The organism is Gilliamella sp. B14448G11 (genome assembly GCF_016101765.1).
GTDB classification, from domain to species: Bacteria; Pseudomonadota; Gammaproteobacteria; order Enterobacterales; family Orbaceae; genus Gilliamella; species Gilliamella apicola_N.
Genome location: NZ_JACFPX010000006.1, coordinates 44,975 through 64,518, shown reverse-complemented (window position 1 = coordinate 64,518; position 19,544 = coordinate 44,975). Strand labels below are relative to the sequence as shown.

The window sequence follows — 19,544 nt, the reverse complement described above, 5'->3', positions numbered from 1 at the left end:
ATTTTACAGTTATTAATTTCTGTTAATCTATATAAAAGCCATTCATTTCAGAATGGCTTTTTACTTAGAATAAAATTATTAGAATTTAAAATGATAACAACGAATTATAGCAAAGCATGTGCATTTAAATAATCGTTCGTTCCGTTGCGTACCAGATTAACGATTGTGAATGATCGACAAACTGGTTTTCATCATCCAATAATAGTTGTATAGCTTTTTTTGCTTCAGGCGAAGTTCTGATATTTAGCATCTTTTCTTTACTTTGCCACCAAATTTCTGCCATTCCATCATAATCAAAGAAAGGAGCACCTCTGCTGTTACGCATAGCATTTCCTGGTTTTTTATCTTGTAATGGTACGCTTTGTACATAGCGATAAATTCCTAAAGCTTCTTTTTGTGAATTAACTAAAGTTGCATGATGTTCATGCCAATAATCATCAAATTCTTGATAACTTAATGTCTTTTTGCGTTTAACTAGCGTTATTAATTTAATCATTTAATACCTCCGTTTAAAAATAATCTAATCATATGATAAAGTATGACATTGCTGTAAGAGTCAATAGGAAGTGATATGAAAATTGGTGAATTATCAAAATTAAGTCAGATCAGTGTTAGAATGCTTAGATATTTGAAGAAGAAGGACTTCTTTCACCAAAACGCACAGTTTCAGGTTATCGTCAGTTTGAAATAGAGGACATTGAAAGAGTTAAACTAATTCATAAGTTAAATAATGCAGGATTAACATTAAAAGTGATTCGTAAGATCCTCCCTTGTTGGCAAAATCAGAGAAAAAAATTTTCTCCCTGTGAAGAATTCAAAATGGGGTTGAATGAAACTTTGTTAAAACTAGATGCACAAATTCAACTTTTACAGCAAAGCCGCAATCTTTTATTAACCTTGTTAGATGAAAATTAAGATTTATTTTTTACCGTCTGAATAGGTTCTTAATAGCAAAATGCTAAAATAAAGTAGATAATTACATTATTGATATTTTTAACAAAAGAAAATATTACATCTACAAAAAATCTAACTAATTTTTTAGTTTCAAATGAGATTATATGGATCAATGATCATTCTCAACATCAATATTAAAAGGTAAGTAGTATTTTTTTGAAAAGTCTTATTCAATAAGGTTTTTGGATGTAATTGGTTCATACATTTGAAGACTTAAAAGTAAAATTATTTAGCTTTTAGATCTATCTTTGATATCATTAAATTTAATAACTAGTTAATTATGAAGGCAATATAATGTTTAATCTCAAAAAATATTTAATCGGTTTATTGGTGCTGTTTAGTGCTTCTTGTTTTTCGCTTGATCGTGTTGTCATGTTTGTTTGCACCGGTAATACTGGACGTAGCCCCATGGCAGAAGCTTTAGCTAAAGATTATGTGAAAAAACATAATTTAAATATCTCAGTTCAATCACGTGGTGTGAATGTTGATCCTAATGAAATCAATCCCGAAGAAGGCACGGTTAAAGTATTAAAAGATAGAAACATTGATATCTCTTCGCACAAAGCGACTCAATTAGTCAAAGAAGATATTGATTCATCAGATTATTTATTAACAATGACACAAAACCATAAAGATCGTATTTTAAGCAAATACCCAGAAGCTGAAGGAAAAGTATATACATTGGCTGAATTTGCAACAGGTAAAAATGAAGATCTTTCTGATCCTTATAAAATGCCAATATCTGCTTATATCAAAGTTGAAAATCAATTAGATAAATTTTTACCATTAGCGCTTGATAAAATTGCAAAAGAGGAATAATTCATAAATTTAGTTTAGTCAGTTTATAAATAACCAGAGATTTTTTACTTAATAATTATGGAAATTAAATCTTTGGGTGTTATTAAAACAACTTAATAGAACTAAGAAAAATTAGTTTACGTGACTTTGTTAATTTAAAAAATTATAGACCAATAATACAAAAAATTTGTTTTAATCTAATTTTTGCTATTTATCAAAAAAAAGTAAAAAATATGGTTAATTAAAATAACTAACATGGTAATTATTATACATGACCTTTTAGGATAGATTAAAGTTTCATCAAAGTCACCAATATTTGTCTATCAAATAATTATTGTAAAGAAATTTTAAGATTTGTAAATTTTAATAATGTTTTGCAAACTTTTAATTTTTTTAAAAATATTTTATTTTGTCAAAAATACTCCATTTTTGGAGCCTACTAAAAAAATCCCTCTACATATAACTAAATGAATAAAATGTGATTAATATCATAAAGTTAATTTAAATTTTACTTAAACAGTTTACATGAACAAATAATCTATATAATATTGTCAATTGTAAAGAATGAATAAATTAAAAGCATTATTTACTAAGCTTTTATAAAAAACATGAAAGCTTGTTTTATAGAATAAAAAAAGTAGAAATACATAATGATTATAAATTAATAAAGTTAATACAATTTTACAGGCAAAAAAATGAAAGAAATAAAACTTACTCCTTATCAATCAATATTTTATTATGAATGGCTAGCAAACCCATCAAGGAGCGATTACAACATTGTTTCTGATAATATAATCTCAGGAGTGCTTAATAGAGAAAAACTTTTTGAAAGTTTCAAGAATATTATTAGTGAGCATTTTGTTTTTCGCAGTTTCATTGTAAATCAGGATGATGGTATTTTTTGGAAAAAAAGAGAATCAATTACCGAAGATGATTTAAAAACTCTCTTAGTTTATCATGATCAACCCTTAAGTAACGAAGATATCAGTAAAATAGTTTCGGAGCCTTTTGATTTAGAGAAAGATATTCCTGCACGATTCCATATTATAAAAGTCGGTCATGAACAATATCGAAGTATTTTAGTATTCCATCATATTTTAGTTGATGGAGTAAGTACTCAGGAGTTTTGGGATAAACTAAGTCAATACTATAACGATATACCTTATGAGCTACCATCTTATGAAGTACAAGCTCAAATGCATGAAAAACTTAATGATTCGTATCATGAAATTCTAACAACGCAAAAACAGCAGATGGAAGATTTCTGGAAAGAAGAGTTACAAGATGTTAAAAATATCGATTTTACTTTCTTAAAGTTATCAACCGAAAAACCAAAGCAATTAAACCAATTTAAGCCTTATATTAGTGAATTTACTTTTAGCTATGACGAAAATATTTATAATCAAGTTAAAGCAATACGACGTAAACATAAGATAACACCTTATTTATTCGGTCAATTGGTAATGGCTTTGTTATTAAACAAAATGACATCTCAAAGCGCCATTCCTCTTGTTTATCCCATTGCTTTTAATGAAGGTAAAGAATTAATCTACGGCGCTCATATTAATACATTACCTGTTGTTTACCATTTTGAAGAAAATTCAACCTTAGAATCTGTTATTCAAAATATTCTGGCTCATTATAAAAAGGTTAAACAAACGGGTGCTAAATACTTACCAGTTTACGATATTATGCAATTTGCTGAAAATCCTAATATTCTGGATGTAGCGTTTGTGCAAACCTTTGTTCGAGACCATAAAATGAATCTCAATGGGATGATTGATGAAGCAGTTAATCATGAATTTCAAATAGATTTATCTAATAAATTGGTGTTTGAACAAGAAGAACATAATAACCGTATTAACTATCGTGTTAAATTTAGTGAACAGCAATTAGATAAACAACTAGTTGAACAACTTGTGATGTTCTATCAAAAACTGTTTATAAAATTACTTAACTATTTAAGCAATGATCAAGCCGATATTTTAGTAAATGATATTGAGTTACTGAATCAAGATGATTTAAAATTTTTAATTCATGATATAAATCAGACTCAACAACCTTATAAGAGTAATAAAATAATTGCTCAGTTATTTGAAGAACAATGTCAAAAAACACCAAACAATACCGCTGTGCTTTTTGAACAAATTGAGATGTCTTACTCTGAATTGAACAACAAAGCTAACCAATTTGCTCATTATCTTCAAGATCATTTTTCTATCAAGCCAAATGATTTAGTTGGTCTTTATTTAGATCGTACCGAGCAAATTATTGTTGCTATTTTAGCTGTACTTAAATCTGGAGCCGCTTATGTTCCGATCGATCCTACAGCACCTGACGAGCGCAATAAATATATTTTAGAGGATGCCAATATTCGTGCAGTTATTACACATTCTCATTATGTCGATAAATTGAATGTGCTAATGCCAGCCGTTGAAAGTATTCCGGTTGATGATCCATCTTTTACTGCAACCTTACAAAATTATTCAACCGATAATACGATTATCGAAACTAAACCTAATGATTTAGCTTATGTTATTTATACTAGTGGAACAACAGGCAATCCGAAAGGAACATTAATTGAACAACACAGTGTTAATCGCTTAATTATTGATGCTAATTATGTCGAGGTTGATGAGTCAGATCGCATAGTATGTATTGCAGGGTATCATTTTGATGCATCGATTTATGAAATATTCAGTGCTTTACTCAATGGTGCTGGAGTTGTTATTACTGCTAAAGAAAATCTTTTAGATTTGGATAAATTTAATCAGTTGATTGAGCAATATCATATTACCAACTTCCTTGCTATATCAACATTTTTCAATACGTTAGTTGATGCTCAGTTGCCTAATTTAGCAAAATTGCGCTATATTCTAGCTGGAGGGGAAGCCTTATCAGCCGTTCACGTAAATAAATTCCTTAAATTATACCCGAATGTTAACCTCGTAAATGCTTATGGTCCGACAGAAACAACAACGCTTGCTACGACTTATTTAACAAATCAAAGTCAAACCTCTTTTGGTAACAATGTTCCTATTGGTGTACCATTACCTAATACATCGGTATATGTATTGAATCCACAACGACGCCCATTGCCTATTGGCTGTATTGGTGAGCTTTATATCGGTGGTGCTGGGGTAGCTCGTGGTTATCTGAATAATGTTGAGATGACCGATAAAGTATTCATTAAAAATCCATTTCAAACAGAAGATGAACGAAAGCAAAATTACAATGATCGTATTTATAAAACAGGTGATTTAGTCCGTTTGTTGCCTGATGGTAATGTTGAATATATCGGTCGTAATGATTTCCAAGTAAAAATCCGTGGTTTCCGTATAGAGCTTGGTGAGATCGAAGCACAATTAATGATGCACCCACAGATTAAACAAGCTACAGTATTAGCACTCAATAATCAAAGTGGTTATAAATATTTAGCTGCATATTATGTCGCGGATAATGAACTTGATTCAGCAGAATTGGCTGCGTATTTAATCAATCTGTTACCAGATTATATGGTTCCTTCAACATTTGTTCATTTATTCGTTATGCCTGTGACGATTAATGGTAAAATTGATCAAAGAGCACTACCAAAACCAGTCTTACTGACCCAAACTAGCTATGTGGCACCTAGCTCAACTTCTGAGCATAAAATCGTAGAGGCAATAGCCACTTTATTAGGATTTGAAGCGAATGCTATCAGTGTTACTGATGATTTCTTCCGTTTAGGTGGTAATAGTATTTTAGCTATCAAATTATCAAGTAAGCTGACTCGAGAATTTGACCGTTCTATTCGAGTGGCTGATATTTTCACTTTCCGTACTGCACAAAAAATAGCTCAATTTATTGATAAGAATCAGGAAAAAAGACAGTCAATTAGTGTAATGCCTGTTGATCATATTGAACAACAATTATTGTCCTTTGCACAAGAGCGTCTATGGTTTATCGATTCTTATGAAGGTGGTAGTAATGCTTATAATGTTCCATTGGTATTTAAACTAACAAGCACTACAGATATTAATCTACTTGAAAAAGCAATATACGCAATTATTGAACGACATGAAGTTTTACGTTCATTAATTAAAACCAATGCACAAGGAATTGGTTATCAACAAGTTATTGATTTACAACAATTCCCATGGAAGGTTAATAAACAAAAATGTTCAAGCAAAGCAGAACTTGAAGCTGCAATTTATGAGGATCTGCATAGAACATTTATTTTATCCGAAGAATTACCGATTTATGTTTGCTGTTATCAATTTGCTGGTGACAGTTACTTAAGCATTGTCATTCATCATATTGCATTTGATGGTTGGTCAACAGATATCTTTTTGGACGAGTTAGTCAATCTTTATCATTATGTTACAGCTCTATCTCAAGGAGATAACCAATATGCTGAAACATTACGTTTACCAGCAGTCGAAGTTCAATATAAAGATTTTGCTTTATGGCAACGTAATCTTTTAAAAGGTGATTTTTTAAATAATCAATTAAATTTCTGGAAAGGGCAGTTAGAAGATTTTGAACAACTTAATTTGCCTACAGATTATCCGCGTCCAAGGGAAATTGATTATACAGGTCATGATATTCCTTTTGAAATTAATGAACAAATAAGTCAACAAATCCGTTCATTAGCTAATGAACTCAATGTGAGTGTCTATTCAGTATTATTGAGTGGTTTCTATTTATTATTAGGTACTTTTAGCAATCAAAAAGATGTGGTTGTTGGTTCTCCAATTGCGGGTAGAAATTATTCAGGTATTGAAAATACTATAGGATTTTTTGTTAATACTATCGCATTACGTAAATGTATTGATCCGAAAGATAGTTTAAAATCATTCATTTTACAAACCAGTGAATTAGTTACTCAAGCTCAACAATATCAAGATTTGCCATTTGAGCGATTAGTTGATGCATTAGCGATTGAGAAAGATTCTTCACGGCACCCAATATTCCAAGTAATGTTTGGCGTACAATCATTTGGGTCAGCAATACATAATGGTAAAACTGAAGAGCTATTATCTTTATATCAAAGTGAAACTGTCAATTATCAATCTGCTAAGTTTGATATGACGGTAATGCTTGATGACTCTAAATCAGCTATTACTGGTTTATTTAATTATGCTTGCAAACTGTACCGACAAGAAACCATTGAGCACTACATCACTATTTATCAAACTATTTTAGAACAGTTTGCTCAAATGTGTGAGTCAGAACAATCGTTAACTGAAATGCGTTTAGTCGATGCGGCTACTTTCAATAAACTGATCTTTGATAAAAATAAACCGTTTCAATCTTATGCAAGAGACAAGTCTATTGCAGAACTGTTTGAAGAAAAAGTCCAGCAAGTACCTGATCATATTGCAGTCATTTTCCAAAATACTGAACTAACTTATCAACAAATTAATGAGCAGGCCAATCAGTTAGCGCGTTACTTGAAAGAACACTTTGATATAAAACCTAACGATTTGATTGGTCTTTATCTTGATCGTTCACAATATATCTTGATCTGCTACTTAGCTATTTTGAAAGCTGGTGGAGCTTATGTTCCAATGGATCCTAATGCTCCAGATACACGTAACGAATTCATAATGCAAGATGCTCAAGTTAAAGCCGTTCTTACAACCGAAAATCATTGTGAGAAGGTAACTAATTTAGCCCCTAATGTATCCATACTCGCTGTTGATCAAGCTGATTTTGTCGATAATCTAAAACATTATGCGAAAGATAATCTTTTAATTAAAGTGAAACCACATGATTTAGTTTATGTTATCTATACGAGTGGAACAACGGGCAATCCAAAAGGAACGCTGATTGAACATCAAAATCTTAATAACTTTATTGTTAATGCTAATTATGTCAAAATCAACTCTAACGATCGTTTACTAAGCATCTCTGGTTATCAATTTGACGGTTCTGTTTACGATCTCTACACCCCTTTACTTAATGGTGTGACACTGGTTATTGTTGAAAAAGAGACATTTTTAGATTTAGAGCAGTTTAACAAGTTAATTGGTGATAAAAAAATCACTAATTTCTGTTGTACAACCACCTTCTTCAATGCATTAGTCGATAATGAAGTTGCTAATTTAAAATTATTAAATTACATATTCGTTGGTGGTGAAGCTTTATCCGCATATCATGTTAATAAGTGCCATCAACTTTATCCGCATGTCAATGTGGTTAATGCTTATGGCCCAACTGAAACCACTGTATTTACTGTTTCTTATTTAACTAACTTAGCACAAGAACCATTTACTTACAGTGTACCAATCGGTAAAGCATTGACAAATGTATCGCTGTATATTTTAGATGAACAACGTCGTCCTGTACCTGAGGGGGCAATTGGTGAACTTTATGTAGGTGGTGATGGTGTTGGTCGTGGTTATTTACATAAACCTGAACTGACAGATAAAGTATTTATCCAAAATCCATTCCAAACTGTTGTCGAAAAGGCGCAAAATTATAATGCGCGAATCTATAAAACTGGCGATTTAGTGCGTTATTTAGCGGATGGCAATATTGATTATATTGGTCGTAATGATTTCCAAGTTAAAATTCGAGGATTTAGAATTGAACTTGCAGAAATTGAAACTTGTTTAGTCAACCATCCTGATATTCAGCAAGCTGCAGTACTAGCTTTGAAAAATAGTGCTGGTGCTAAATATATTGCTGCTTATTATGTGGCTAAACAATCATTGAGCCAAGAACAACTCGTTGGTTATTTACAACAATCTCTTCCTGAATATATGATTCCGGCTGCCTTTGTTCATCTTGACGCTATGCCAATGAACATGAATGGTAAATTGGATCGTAAAGCGTTGCCAACACCACAACTTCTTGATGAGCAAAACTATGTCGGTCCAACAAATGAAACAGAGGCTATTTTCTGTCAAACCTTTGCAAATATACTTGGTTTACAAGCCAATGAAATCAGTATTCATGATGATTTCTTCAAACTCGGTGGGGACAGTATTAGCAGTATTCAACTTACCAACCGAATTAAACAGGCTCTTAATTATTATCTATCAATTAAAGATATTTTTAATTTAAGAACGGTAGAAGCTTTAAGCGATCATGTGATTAATAATCGTCATGAAGCAAAAATCAGTGTGGAAACCGAACAAGGTATTTTAACAGGAACTCTTGAAATTTCTCCTATTCAACAGTGGTTCTTTAAAGAAGTTGCAGTTGACCGATTCCCAGACTATCACCATTGGAATCAAGCATTCTTGCTTAAAGTTCCAATGCTTGACGTTGATTTACTCAAACTAAGTGTACAAAAATTGCTTGAATATCATGATATGTTACGAGTTAATTATCATGATTCAGTGGCAACTTATCAATCACTGCCTGAGAGATTGCCATTTTCTACTCAAAATATCTCTGGTTGGTCACAAGATAAGATTCACCAATTATTGACCAATTGGCAAAGTCATTTTACCTTTAATCAAGGGGCATTATGTCATTTTGGTTATTTAACTGGTTTTGATGATAATTTTGCTCGTATCCATGTTGCTGCGCATCATTTAAATATTGATGCAGTAAGTTGGCGTATCATTAAAGATGATCTAGAAGCGATTTATCAGTATTTAAGCCAACAATCATCTGTTGATGCCAATATCAATGTGAAAGATATTCTAGGTGAAAAAGGTAGTAGTTATCGTCAATGGGTCAATAAACAACAGCAATATCCAACGCTCATTGCTAATGAGCAAGAACCTGCTTATTGGCAAACTATATTGGCTGATATTAATCAGTATCATAATCATCTTGATCAACATCGTGTTGATACGCTATATCAAGCCAAAATGCAGCTGTCTAAGACGCAAACATCTCGTTTACTTAGTCAGGTTAATAAGGTATATGGAACTGAAATTAACGATATTTTATTAACAGCACTCGCACAAGCGTTAAAATTGGTATTCAGTGGTAATGATCATTATATTTTATTAGAAGGTCATGGACGAGAAGATCTTTACACTGAAATGGATATTAATAACACGGTTGGTTGGTTTACCAGTATGTATCCAGTTAAACTAATGGTGAATAACCATAATGTTATTAATAATGTTGCCATGATTAAAGATACCTTAAGACAAATACCTAACCATGGTGTAGGTTATGGCTATTTGGTAGGTTATATTACACAAGCTTTACCAGCGATTAGCTTCAACTATTTAGGTCAATTTGATAGTACTGAAAAAGCTAATAAATGGCGATTTAGTGATGAAGATAGCGGTTTAGCAATGTCTTCTAATAATCGCATGACTGACTTTTTATCCGTTAATGGTGGTATTTTGGATGATCAATTACAATTTGCTATTACAGGATACGTCAATAATGTACACGGTGAAGCTTTAGTTACGTCCTTTACTCAACAGCTTAATGAGCTCATTGATCAATTAGTACTGATTGAACGTAGTTATTTGACACAATCTGATATTAATAACGTGATCTCTCCAATACTGCTTAATTCATTACAGAGTGATAAAGAAATAGAAGCAATTTATCCTGCAAATAGTTTACAGCAAGGGTTTATATATCATGCTGTTTCGCAGGGAGATTCAGATAATGCTTATCGAATTCAGATGATTTGGGATTATCACAATTCACTGAATATTGATTTGCTTGAACAAGCATGGCATCTTACACAGCAAAAATTCCCATCATTACGATTACGTTTCTCATGGGAGGAAGAACTGGTACAGATTATTGATAAACAATCTGATTTTGCTTGGCAATTTGTTGATCTTAGCAATCAAACTCAAGATCAACAACAAGTCAGTATGAATAAATTGATTAAACAAGATGAACAAATCGGTTATGATTTAATGAAAGGCCAACTATTTAGAGTGACCTTAATTAAATGTTCTGATGAGAATTACCGATGTTTATTTAATAATCATCATGCTATTTTAGATGGTTGGAGTTTACCTGTCTTACTAAATGATGTGCATCAAAATTATTTAGCTCTATTACATCAAAAAGAGATTACTATCCAAGAAGATAGCAGTTATTTAGCTGCACAATCTTACTTACAAAGTAAAACCAATGAGACAGCATCATTCTGGAAACAATACCTTAATGTTGAACTTGAACCTGAAAATCTAGAGAGCTTACTTAAAGCGGATTTAAGACATATTAACTTAGCTGACCAAAAATACGTTGAAGATCCACAAGAAATTTCGATAGAGATTGGTTCCCAACAATGTGAACAATTAAAATCATTATGTAAAAACAATGAGTTTACATTGAATGCTTTGGTTCAATATTGTTGGCATCAACAATTAAGCATTTTTGGTAATAGCAAAACTACCGTTGTTGGTATGACGGTATCGGGTCGTAATTTACCAATTGACGGTATAGAAAATTCTATCGGGCTTTATATTAACACATTACCTGTAATTTTAGAGCATAGTGATGGTAGCGTCATTGAAACCATCAAAATGTTACAATCACACATTAATAATGTGAATAATAACAGTAATATTAATCTGATTGAATTACAAAAATCGGGTACACGTCTATTTAATTCATTATTTGTATTTGAAAATTACCCATTATCAGAAAGCGAAGAAGATGAATTAAAAATTGTGTTCCAAGGCGGTCATGAAAAACTTGACTATCCTCTCGGAATTGTGGTCTTCGAGGCTGCTGGTAAGCTATCGATTAAAATCAAATATGCTGGAGAACTCTTTAATGACTTAGCTATTAAACGTGTATTGAAAGGAATAGAATTAACCTTAACACATTTAGCTAAAAATCCAGCTATAGAGGCATCTAAGCTTAACTTATTAACTGAGCAAGAGTATGACCAATTAATTGTTAACCAACAAAAGAACATTGTTTCATTTGAACATCATAAACTCGCGAGCCAATTGTTTGAAGAGCAAGTTCAGAAAACACCTGACTCTATTGCAGTTGTTTATGAGGGAATAAATTTAACTTATCAAAGTTTGAATGAACAAGCGAATCAACTGGCAAATTATTTACGATCACAATTATCAATTCAACCTGATGATTTAATTGCGTTATATTTAGATAAATCGCAATATATGATAGTAAGTATTTTAGCTGTGCTCAAAGCTGGGGCTGCTTATGTGCCAATTAGTCCAAGCACACCAGCAGAACGAGTAGAGTTAATTCTTAATGATACTAAAGCGAAAGGTGTGATAACTCATGCTCATTATGCTAAAGAATTAACTCAATTAAAAACTCAATTGCAACCAGAAGTTATTGCTGTTGATGATCCATCAATGGGTAACAAACTTTCACAGTTTGATAAACACAATGTGGTTACTTCAACACAAGCCCATCATTTGGCGTATGTTATTTATACGAGTGGTACCACTGGACTACCAAAAGGTGTGATGATTGAACACCATGGAATAGCTAATTTAGCAACAGTTCAGCAAGACGTTCTAGATCTACAACCATGTCATCATGAACAAGATCAGAAAAAAGTTCTGTGGTATTCAAATTATATTTTTGATGCGCATGCTTTCGAAATATATAACGCCTTACTTAATGGTCATCAGTTGCACATTCTGTCAGAAGATAAACGATTAGACTTTATAGCATTATCAAAATATACCCAAGATCAACACATTGATTTTGCCTTTATCCCACCAGCTTTACTTGATCAAGATGAGCTGCTTTCAGTCCCTGTTTTAACAGTGGGTGGGGAAGCTGTTAATGCTAAATTAGTGAATCGTTATTGTCAGCAGGGTATCAAGTTAATTAATGTTTATGGACCAAGTGAAACGACTGTCTGGGCTATGGCTCATCGTTATAGTAAAGATGACCTAAATACAGATTTGGGACAAGCCATTAAAAACGTTACTTTGTATGTTCTTGATGAATATTTGCGTCCTGTGCCTCCAGGTGTTATTGGTGAATTATATATCGGTGGTGCGGGTGTCGGTCGTGGTTATCTAAATAACCCTGAATTGACAAATCAGTCATTTATCGCAAATCCATTCCAAACCAGTGAAGAAAAAGCGCAAAATTATAATGCTCGAATTTATAAAACGGGCGATCTGGTTCGTTATTTACCAAACGGTCATATTGAATATATTGGTCGTAATGATTTTCAGGTTAAAATACGCGGTTTCAGAATTGAATTAGGTGAGATTGAAACAAGATTAATCAGTCATCCTCAAATTAAGCAGGTACTTGTTGTGGCGCTGACTAATAATCAAGGTAATAAATATCTTGCTGCTTATTATGTATCTGATACAGCCATTGATCAGAATGAATTAACCGGCTATTTAGAACAAACATTACCTGAGTATATGGTTCCAGCAGCCTTTGTTCATCTAATGGTTATGCCTGTTAATGTGAATGGCAAAATTGATCGTAAAGCATTGCCAATGCCTAATTTTGTTATGCAAGAAAGTTATGTTGCTCCTAGTACAGAGACTGAACAACAGTTAGTTGCAGATATTGCTGAACTATTAGGGATGGATATCGACTCAATTAGTGTGGCCGATGACTTCTTTAGATTAGGTGGTAACAGTATTTTAGCTATTAAATTGTCAAGTAAAATAGCTAAAACTTTCGAACGTGATGTGCGTGTGGGTGATATTTTTACCTATCGTACCATTCAGGATATTGCGAAATTTATTGACAGTAATCACCAAAAACGTCAATCAATTACCAAACAACAGGTGGCTAATGAACAAGAACAGAGATTATCCTTTGCGCAGGAACGTTTATGGTTTATTGATTGTTATGAAGGAGGTAGCAACGCCTACAATATACCATTAGTATTTAAACTTCTGCCAGAGACTAATATCTCGTTTGTTGAGCAAGCGTTACAAGAAATTGTTCAGCGCCATGAAGTATTGCGTTCATTAATTAAAAATACCACAGATGGTGTTGCCTACCAACAAGTGATAAGTTTGCAACAACAACCGTTAGCAATCGAAAATCATTATTGTGATAGCCAAGCTGAATTAGATAAAGCGATTCATAATCATGTATACAAAGTATTCATGTTATCTCATGAGTTACCGATCTCGATTTGTCGCTATCAATTAGCTCAAGAGAATTATATGAGTATTGTGATCCACCATATTGCATTTGATGGTTGGTCAATTGATCTGTTCATTAATGAGTTCAGACAGTTATATCAATACTATGAAGCTTTATCTTTAGGTGATAGTAATCAAGCGGTTGCACTTAACTTACCACCTGTTGAAGTGCAATATAAAGACTTTGCTTTATGGCAACGGCAGTATTTGCAAGGTGATATTTTGAATCAGCAATTGCGGTTCTGGCAAGATCAACTAGCTGATTTTGAACCGCTTAATTTGCCTACTGACTATGTTCGTCCGCAGCAAATTGATTATACGGGTCAAAATGTCATGTTTGAACTTGATTATGATGTCAGCCAACAAATACGTTCATTAGCAAAAGAACTCAATGTTAGTGTTTATTCAGTGCTACTCAGTGGTTTCTATTTACTACTTAGTTCATTTAGCAATCAAAAAGATATTGTCATTGGTTCACCAATTGCTGGAAGACATTATCAGGGTACAGAAAATACCATTGGCTTCTTTGTTAATACATTAGCATTAAGAAAATGTATTGAACCAAGTGACAGCCTAAAAATGTTCATTTTGCAGACCAGTGAATTAATTACGCAAGCTCAACAATATCAAGATCTACCATTTGAGCGCTTAGTTGATGCGTTATCGATTGAAAAAGATACCTCAAGGCATCCTATTTTCCAAGTAATGTTTGGCGTACAGTCATTTGGTGAAGATGGGAAAGAGGATAATTTATTGCAACGTTATTATAATGACAATGCAAGTTATCAAGCGGCTAAGTTTGATATGACTGTGATGCTTGATGATTCTAAACCAGCGATAACGGGCTTGTTCAATTATGCTACTAAACTCTATAAGTCGCAGACGATTGAACACTATATCACTATTTATGAATCAATCTTGCAGCAATTTACTAAGATGTATCAACAGCAACAAACTCTGACAGACTTACGTTTGATTGATAACTTAACTTATCAAAAAGTGATCTTTGATTGGAATAAGACGCGTTGCGATTATCCAACCGATGTGACAATGCATCAATTGTTTGAAAGACAAGTATTAAAAACACCAAATAATCTAGCTTTAGTTTATGAAAATGATCGCTTGACCTATCAAGAGCTTAATGAACAAGCTAATCAGCTAGCATATTATTTGCGTGAAAACTTTAATATTCAGCCTGATGATTTGGTAGCGATCTGTCTTGAACGTTGTAAATATATGTTGGTAAGTATCTTAGCTATCTTGAAGGCAGGAGGGGCCTATGTACCAATGGATCCTAACATGCCTGAAGATCGTCTCAGTTATATGATAGAAGATACCAAAGCTAAGGTTGTATTAACGACTAACTTAAGTTACGAAAAGATCAATTCTTTAGTTTCTAAGGATCAAGTTGCATTGAACTTGCAATCTTCACAAACGATTGATTGCTTGAGTAAATATCCAACAACTAATCCAACGCCATTAGCACAACCTAAAAACTTAGCTTACGTGATTTATACCAGTGGTACGACCGGTAAGCCAAAAGGTGTAATGTTAGAGCACCAAGGTGCGGTAAACCGTATTATTTGGATGAATAACGAATATCCGATTACTGAAAAGGATCATATTTTACAAAAAACAAACTATACCTTTGATGTGTCGGTGTGGGAGCTATTTTGGGCGAATTGGTATGGTGCTTGTATTGTGTTTGCTCATTCAGAACTTTATAAAGATAATGTCTATCTTGCAGAGTTGATTGAAGCTGAACAAATCACTGTATTACATTTTGTACCATCTATGTTAGTTGCATTTGTGGAAACATTAGAAGCGCAACCTAATTTGGTTCCAAAAGTTCAGGGATTAAAATATCTGTTCTGTAGTGGTGAAGCACTTAATCTTTATGAAGTGAAAAAATGCCAAGTGTTGATGCCAAACTGTGAGGTACATAATCTTTATGGACCAACAGAAGCAACCATTGATGTACTTTATTATGATTGTAATAATCCGAATATTTCACAAGTATTAATCGGTAAACCTATTGCTAATACTTCTGCTTATGTTCTTAATGAATTATTACAGCCAGTGCCTATTGGCGGAATAGGTGAGTTGTATGTCGGTGGTGATAATGTCGCTAGAGGTTATCTAAATAACATTCCATTATCAAATGAACGTTTTATTGCTAACCCGTTCCAAACGGAAGCAGAAAAAGCACAAGATTACAACGGTCGAATTTATAAAACTGGCGATCTTGTTCGTTCTTTAGCTGATGGTAATATTGAGTATTTAGGTCGTAATGACTTCCAAGTTAAAATTCGCGGATTCAGAATTGAACTTGGTGAAATTGAAGCTCGGTTAACCCAGTATAATGGAATCAAACATAGCATTGTTATCGCTTATGAACAGGCTTCGGGCAGTAAGTATTTGGTTGCTTATTATCTTGCTAATGAGGAGATTGATAGCCAATTATTACAAGCTCATTTAAATGAAACTTTACCGGGATATATGATTCCGTCAGCATTTATATATTTAACTGAATTACCAATTACTTCAAATGGTAAGTTAAATCGTCGAGCTCTACCAAAACCAGAGCTTACCGATAAGGTTGAATATGTCGCGCCAGAAAATGATGCTGAAAGAACATTATGTGAAGTCCTTGCTAATATCCTTAAAATTCCTGCTGAAGAAATTAGTATGCAAGATAGTTTCTTCCGATTAGGTGGTAATAGTATCTTGGCTATGATGCTTAATAACCGAATTAATGATGCGTTTAAAGTTAAAATGCGTTTAGTTGATATTTTAGGTGTCAACACAATTCGGGAATTAGCGAAAAAAATCTCAACGGCTAAACAGCAGTTTAATCCTATTGTGGAATTAAGAGTTGATCATGAAAAACCACAAATTTTTATGATTCACCCTGGATTAGGCGGTTGTGATGTTTATCAATCATTAGCGAATAAGTTATCCTCAAAATACAGCTGTTTTGGTGTAGATTCTTATAATTTATATCATGACAAACCTATTGAGGATCTCAATGTATTAGCGCAATATTATCTGGATCATATCAGTAAAGTTGCAACAAAAGATCAGCCAATCAAATTACTTGGTTGGTCTTTAGGTGGCAACATTGCGTTACAAATCGCAGTACTACTTGAGCAGCAAGGAATCGAAAAGATTGAAGTTTATCTATTGGACACTTGGCTATTAAAAGAGCAGGATTTAGAACAATATAATCATCCAGTAAACATTACTCATGCTATGGATCGATTAAATCTACCTGCCCATGTACGCGATCAGATTGAGGTTTATGCAAAAATTGATAACAAGCTCGTTATACAGCCAATATCTGCTCAATTGAAACAGACTCAAGTTGTGTTGTTTAAAGCTGAACAGATTGAACAAGGTGGAGATTTAGCTGAAAAATATGTATTAAATAATATTGATACTTATTTGCAGGATAATTCTCAATTAAAATTAGTTAAGTTAGATTGTGATCACTACACAATTTTATCTCATGAACAAGAGATCTTAGCTCAAATTTTATAACCTTAATATAAACTATCCCCTTAAAATAAAGTTTATTTTAAGGGGATGCTTTTTAGGTAAAGATAATGAACTTCATTTATTTAGCGAATATCAATAACCTATCGTGGTCTGTTTTACAAGATCAAAAAAAAATACTTAGCCACTCCGCGCAGTTAGATATCGAGAAATTCAGATTTGAGCAAGATAAATGCCGCAGTTTAGTTGGCAAAATGCTGTTGCTCTATTCTTTACAATGTCATGAACAATTTCAACAATCCCACTTACCCATCATGGATTATGGTCTTTATCGAAAGCCATTTATTCGTTCAATAAAAGGGCATTTCAATATTTCACATTCTCATGATTGGGTTGCTTGTGTATACAGTAGTAACGGTGAAGTTGGCATTGATATTGAACATGTTAAACCCATCAATATTATTGATTATCAGGATGTTATGACAGAAAATGAGTACCAAAGAGCACTTAATCATCCAAATTTTGACTTCTTTCAATTATGGACATTAAAAGAAGCAATTATGAAAGCTCAAGGGCAGGGATTCTATCTCTCACCATCTTCGTTTGAGTTACCTTTCCCCTTTTATAATGATGAGATTGTGGAAATTAACCACACACGATGGTTTGTTTATAGTCAAAGCTTTGCCAATGAATATAAGTTGTCTTTGGCTTCTTTATATCCAATCGTTGAAAATGTGCAAGTGATTCCATTGCAACTCGATCAATTTTGGCAGTAATTAATTATTGAAGTGACACTTAAATATAAAATAGATAAAATAACAAAAATTATACATTTATAAAATAACAATTAGAGTAAATCGGAATGGCAAAGCAAATTAAAGTAATAAAATGTCCAAATTGCGGCAGTATAGAAAAAACGGAAATAAAACCTGAACATTATCGTTGTGAAAATTGTAATACCGAATATTTTTTAGATAGTGATGATATAAATGTAAATGTTAAATATCATAATCAGAATAGTACACAAACAAATTATCTTGATGAAGCTAACATTAAATCAATTATTATTATTGTTGCATGTATCGTTGTTGCTATCGTTTTCGGTAGTTTGATTTCAATATTCTTCAAATCAAAATCCTATTCGAATAATTCATATTCAAATCCTCCTGTAACTCAAACAACAAAATCAACAAATAGTGATACAACCTTACCTGCTGAGACAAAAAATAGTGTCAAAGAAGTTAATTATCATTATTGTTCATTAACGGCAGTTGAGAACAAACCTTTCATTATTAGCATTGCTCAACGCAAATACAGCCAATCAAGCCAAAGTAAATACTTTTTTGTTGTTCATGATTTGCTTGCTAATAAAATTATTCAAGAAAGTGAAATTGCAGATTTAAAATTGGATAATTTTGGGAACGTAAAATGGGATTCCTATGATTTTACTCAAGATAAAACTTATCTAACAGCAGGAAAACGATCCGCTTTCCTACTTGATAAAAAGAAACTTACTTTGACGGAAGTAACCTCATCATTATTAGAAAATTACCCTCAATACAATACGGGTATCGCATCGATTAATATTACCACTGCTCAAAGTACAAGAGGTGCTCGTGTTTTCCATATACTTACTGATGATGGGCAAAAAATTTATTATTTTCCAATTCAGGACAAAGCTTATGTCGATAATAACGATTTTTACATGGCACTTAAGAACTTTGATCAAGTAAATGATAGCAGTGAACATACGGCTTTTAGCTTTGCTCAACGATATGATAAAGATTTTAAATTAATTAAATTCACCTATGTCAGCCCTGATGGCAAAAGTTATTATACCTTTACTTCAGCTGATGTAGGCGATGAAAGAACAGATGGTTCTGGTAAATTCACTGATGAGGCAAGTGCTTATAACATTGATAATACTTTTTATCGAAATTCTAAATATCGATTAGTTTCTCATCAAAATTTAACGCCGAACAGATTATATTTTAGCCCTGAAATTGTTTATTTTGACGATACTTCATTAATCATAAAAACTAAAGCGAGTGCGAGCCCTGATTCACATTACAATTACCAAAGACTTGATACAAACACAGGCAAAGTATTGTGGACACTATCGGAAGATAAGATTAGGATTAAAGAGGTCACTCATTTAAATGATAATTTTATTGCTAAACAAAACTGTGATAAATATGCAATTATTAGTTCCGATGGAACGATTTCAAAAGAAATAACATTAACTCAAGAAAAATAAAA

At 32.7% G+C, this 19,544-nt stretch carries 6 protein-coding genes; 5 read left to right on the top strand and 1 reads right to left on the bottom strand.

Annotated elements, in window-relative coordinates; genetic code table 11:
• Positions 1-124: 124 nt before the first annotated feature.
• Positions 125-496: an EthD domain-containing protein gene (locus H3S88_RS06100; protein ID WP_198228235.1), complete on the bottom strand. Its 372-nt coding sequence runs from the start codon at positions 494-496 to the stop codon at positions 125-127.
• 128 nt (positions 497-624) lie between these two features.
• On the opposite strand from H3S88_RS06100, the gene H3S88_RS13345 reads away from it, so the two are divergent.
• The 5 genes from H3S88_RS13345 (at position 625) to H3S88_RS06075 (ending at position 19,542) form a co-directional block, all read left to right on the top strand.
• Positions 625-915, top strand: coding sequence for a MerR family transcriptional regulator (locus tag H3S88_RS13345; RefSeq protein ID WP_198228305.1), 291 nt, complete (start codon positions 625-627; stop codon positions 913-915).
• Positions 916-1,248: 333 nt separating this feature from the next.
• A complete protein-coding gene (locus tag H3S88_RS06090) occupies positions 1,249-1,773 on the top strand; it encodes a low molecular weight protein arginine phosphatase (RefSeq protein ID WP_086308272.1) in 525 nt (174 codons plus the stop codon).
• Between the two features lie 674 nt (positions 1,774-2,447).
• Positions 2,448-17,330, top strand: coding sequence for a non-ribosomal peptide synthetase (locus tag H3S88_RS06085; RefSeq protein WP_198228237.1), 14,883 nt, complete (start codon positions 2,448-2,450; stop codon positions 17,328-17,330).
• A 65-nt stretch (positions 17,331-17,395) separates the two neighbouring features.
• On the top strand, positions 17,396-18,061 hold the full coding sequence (locus H3S88_RS06080; RefSeq protein WP_086327012.1) for a 4'-phosphopantetheinyl transferase superfamily protein: 666 nt from the start codon (positions 17,396-17,398) through the stop codon (positions 18,059-18,061).
• Positions 18,062-18,147: 86 nt separating this feature from the next.
• Positions 18,148-19,542 (top strand): hypothetical protein, encoded by a 1,395-nt coding sequence (locus tag H3S88_RS06075; RefSeq protein WP_198228239.1) that lies wholly within the window; start codon positions 18,148-18,150, stop codon positions 19,540-19,542.
• Positions 19,543-19,544: the final 2 nt, after the last annotated feature.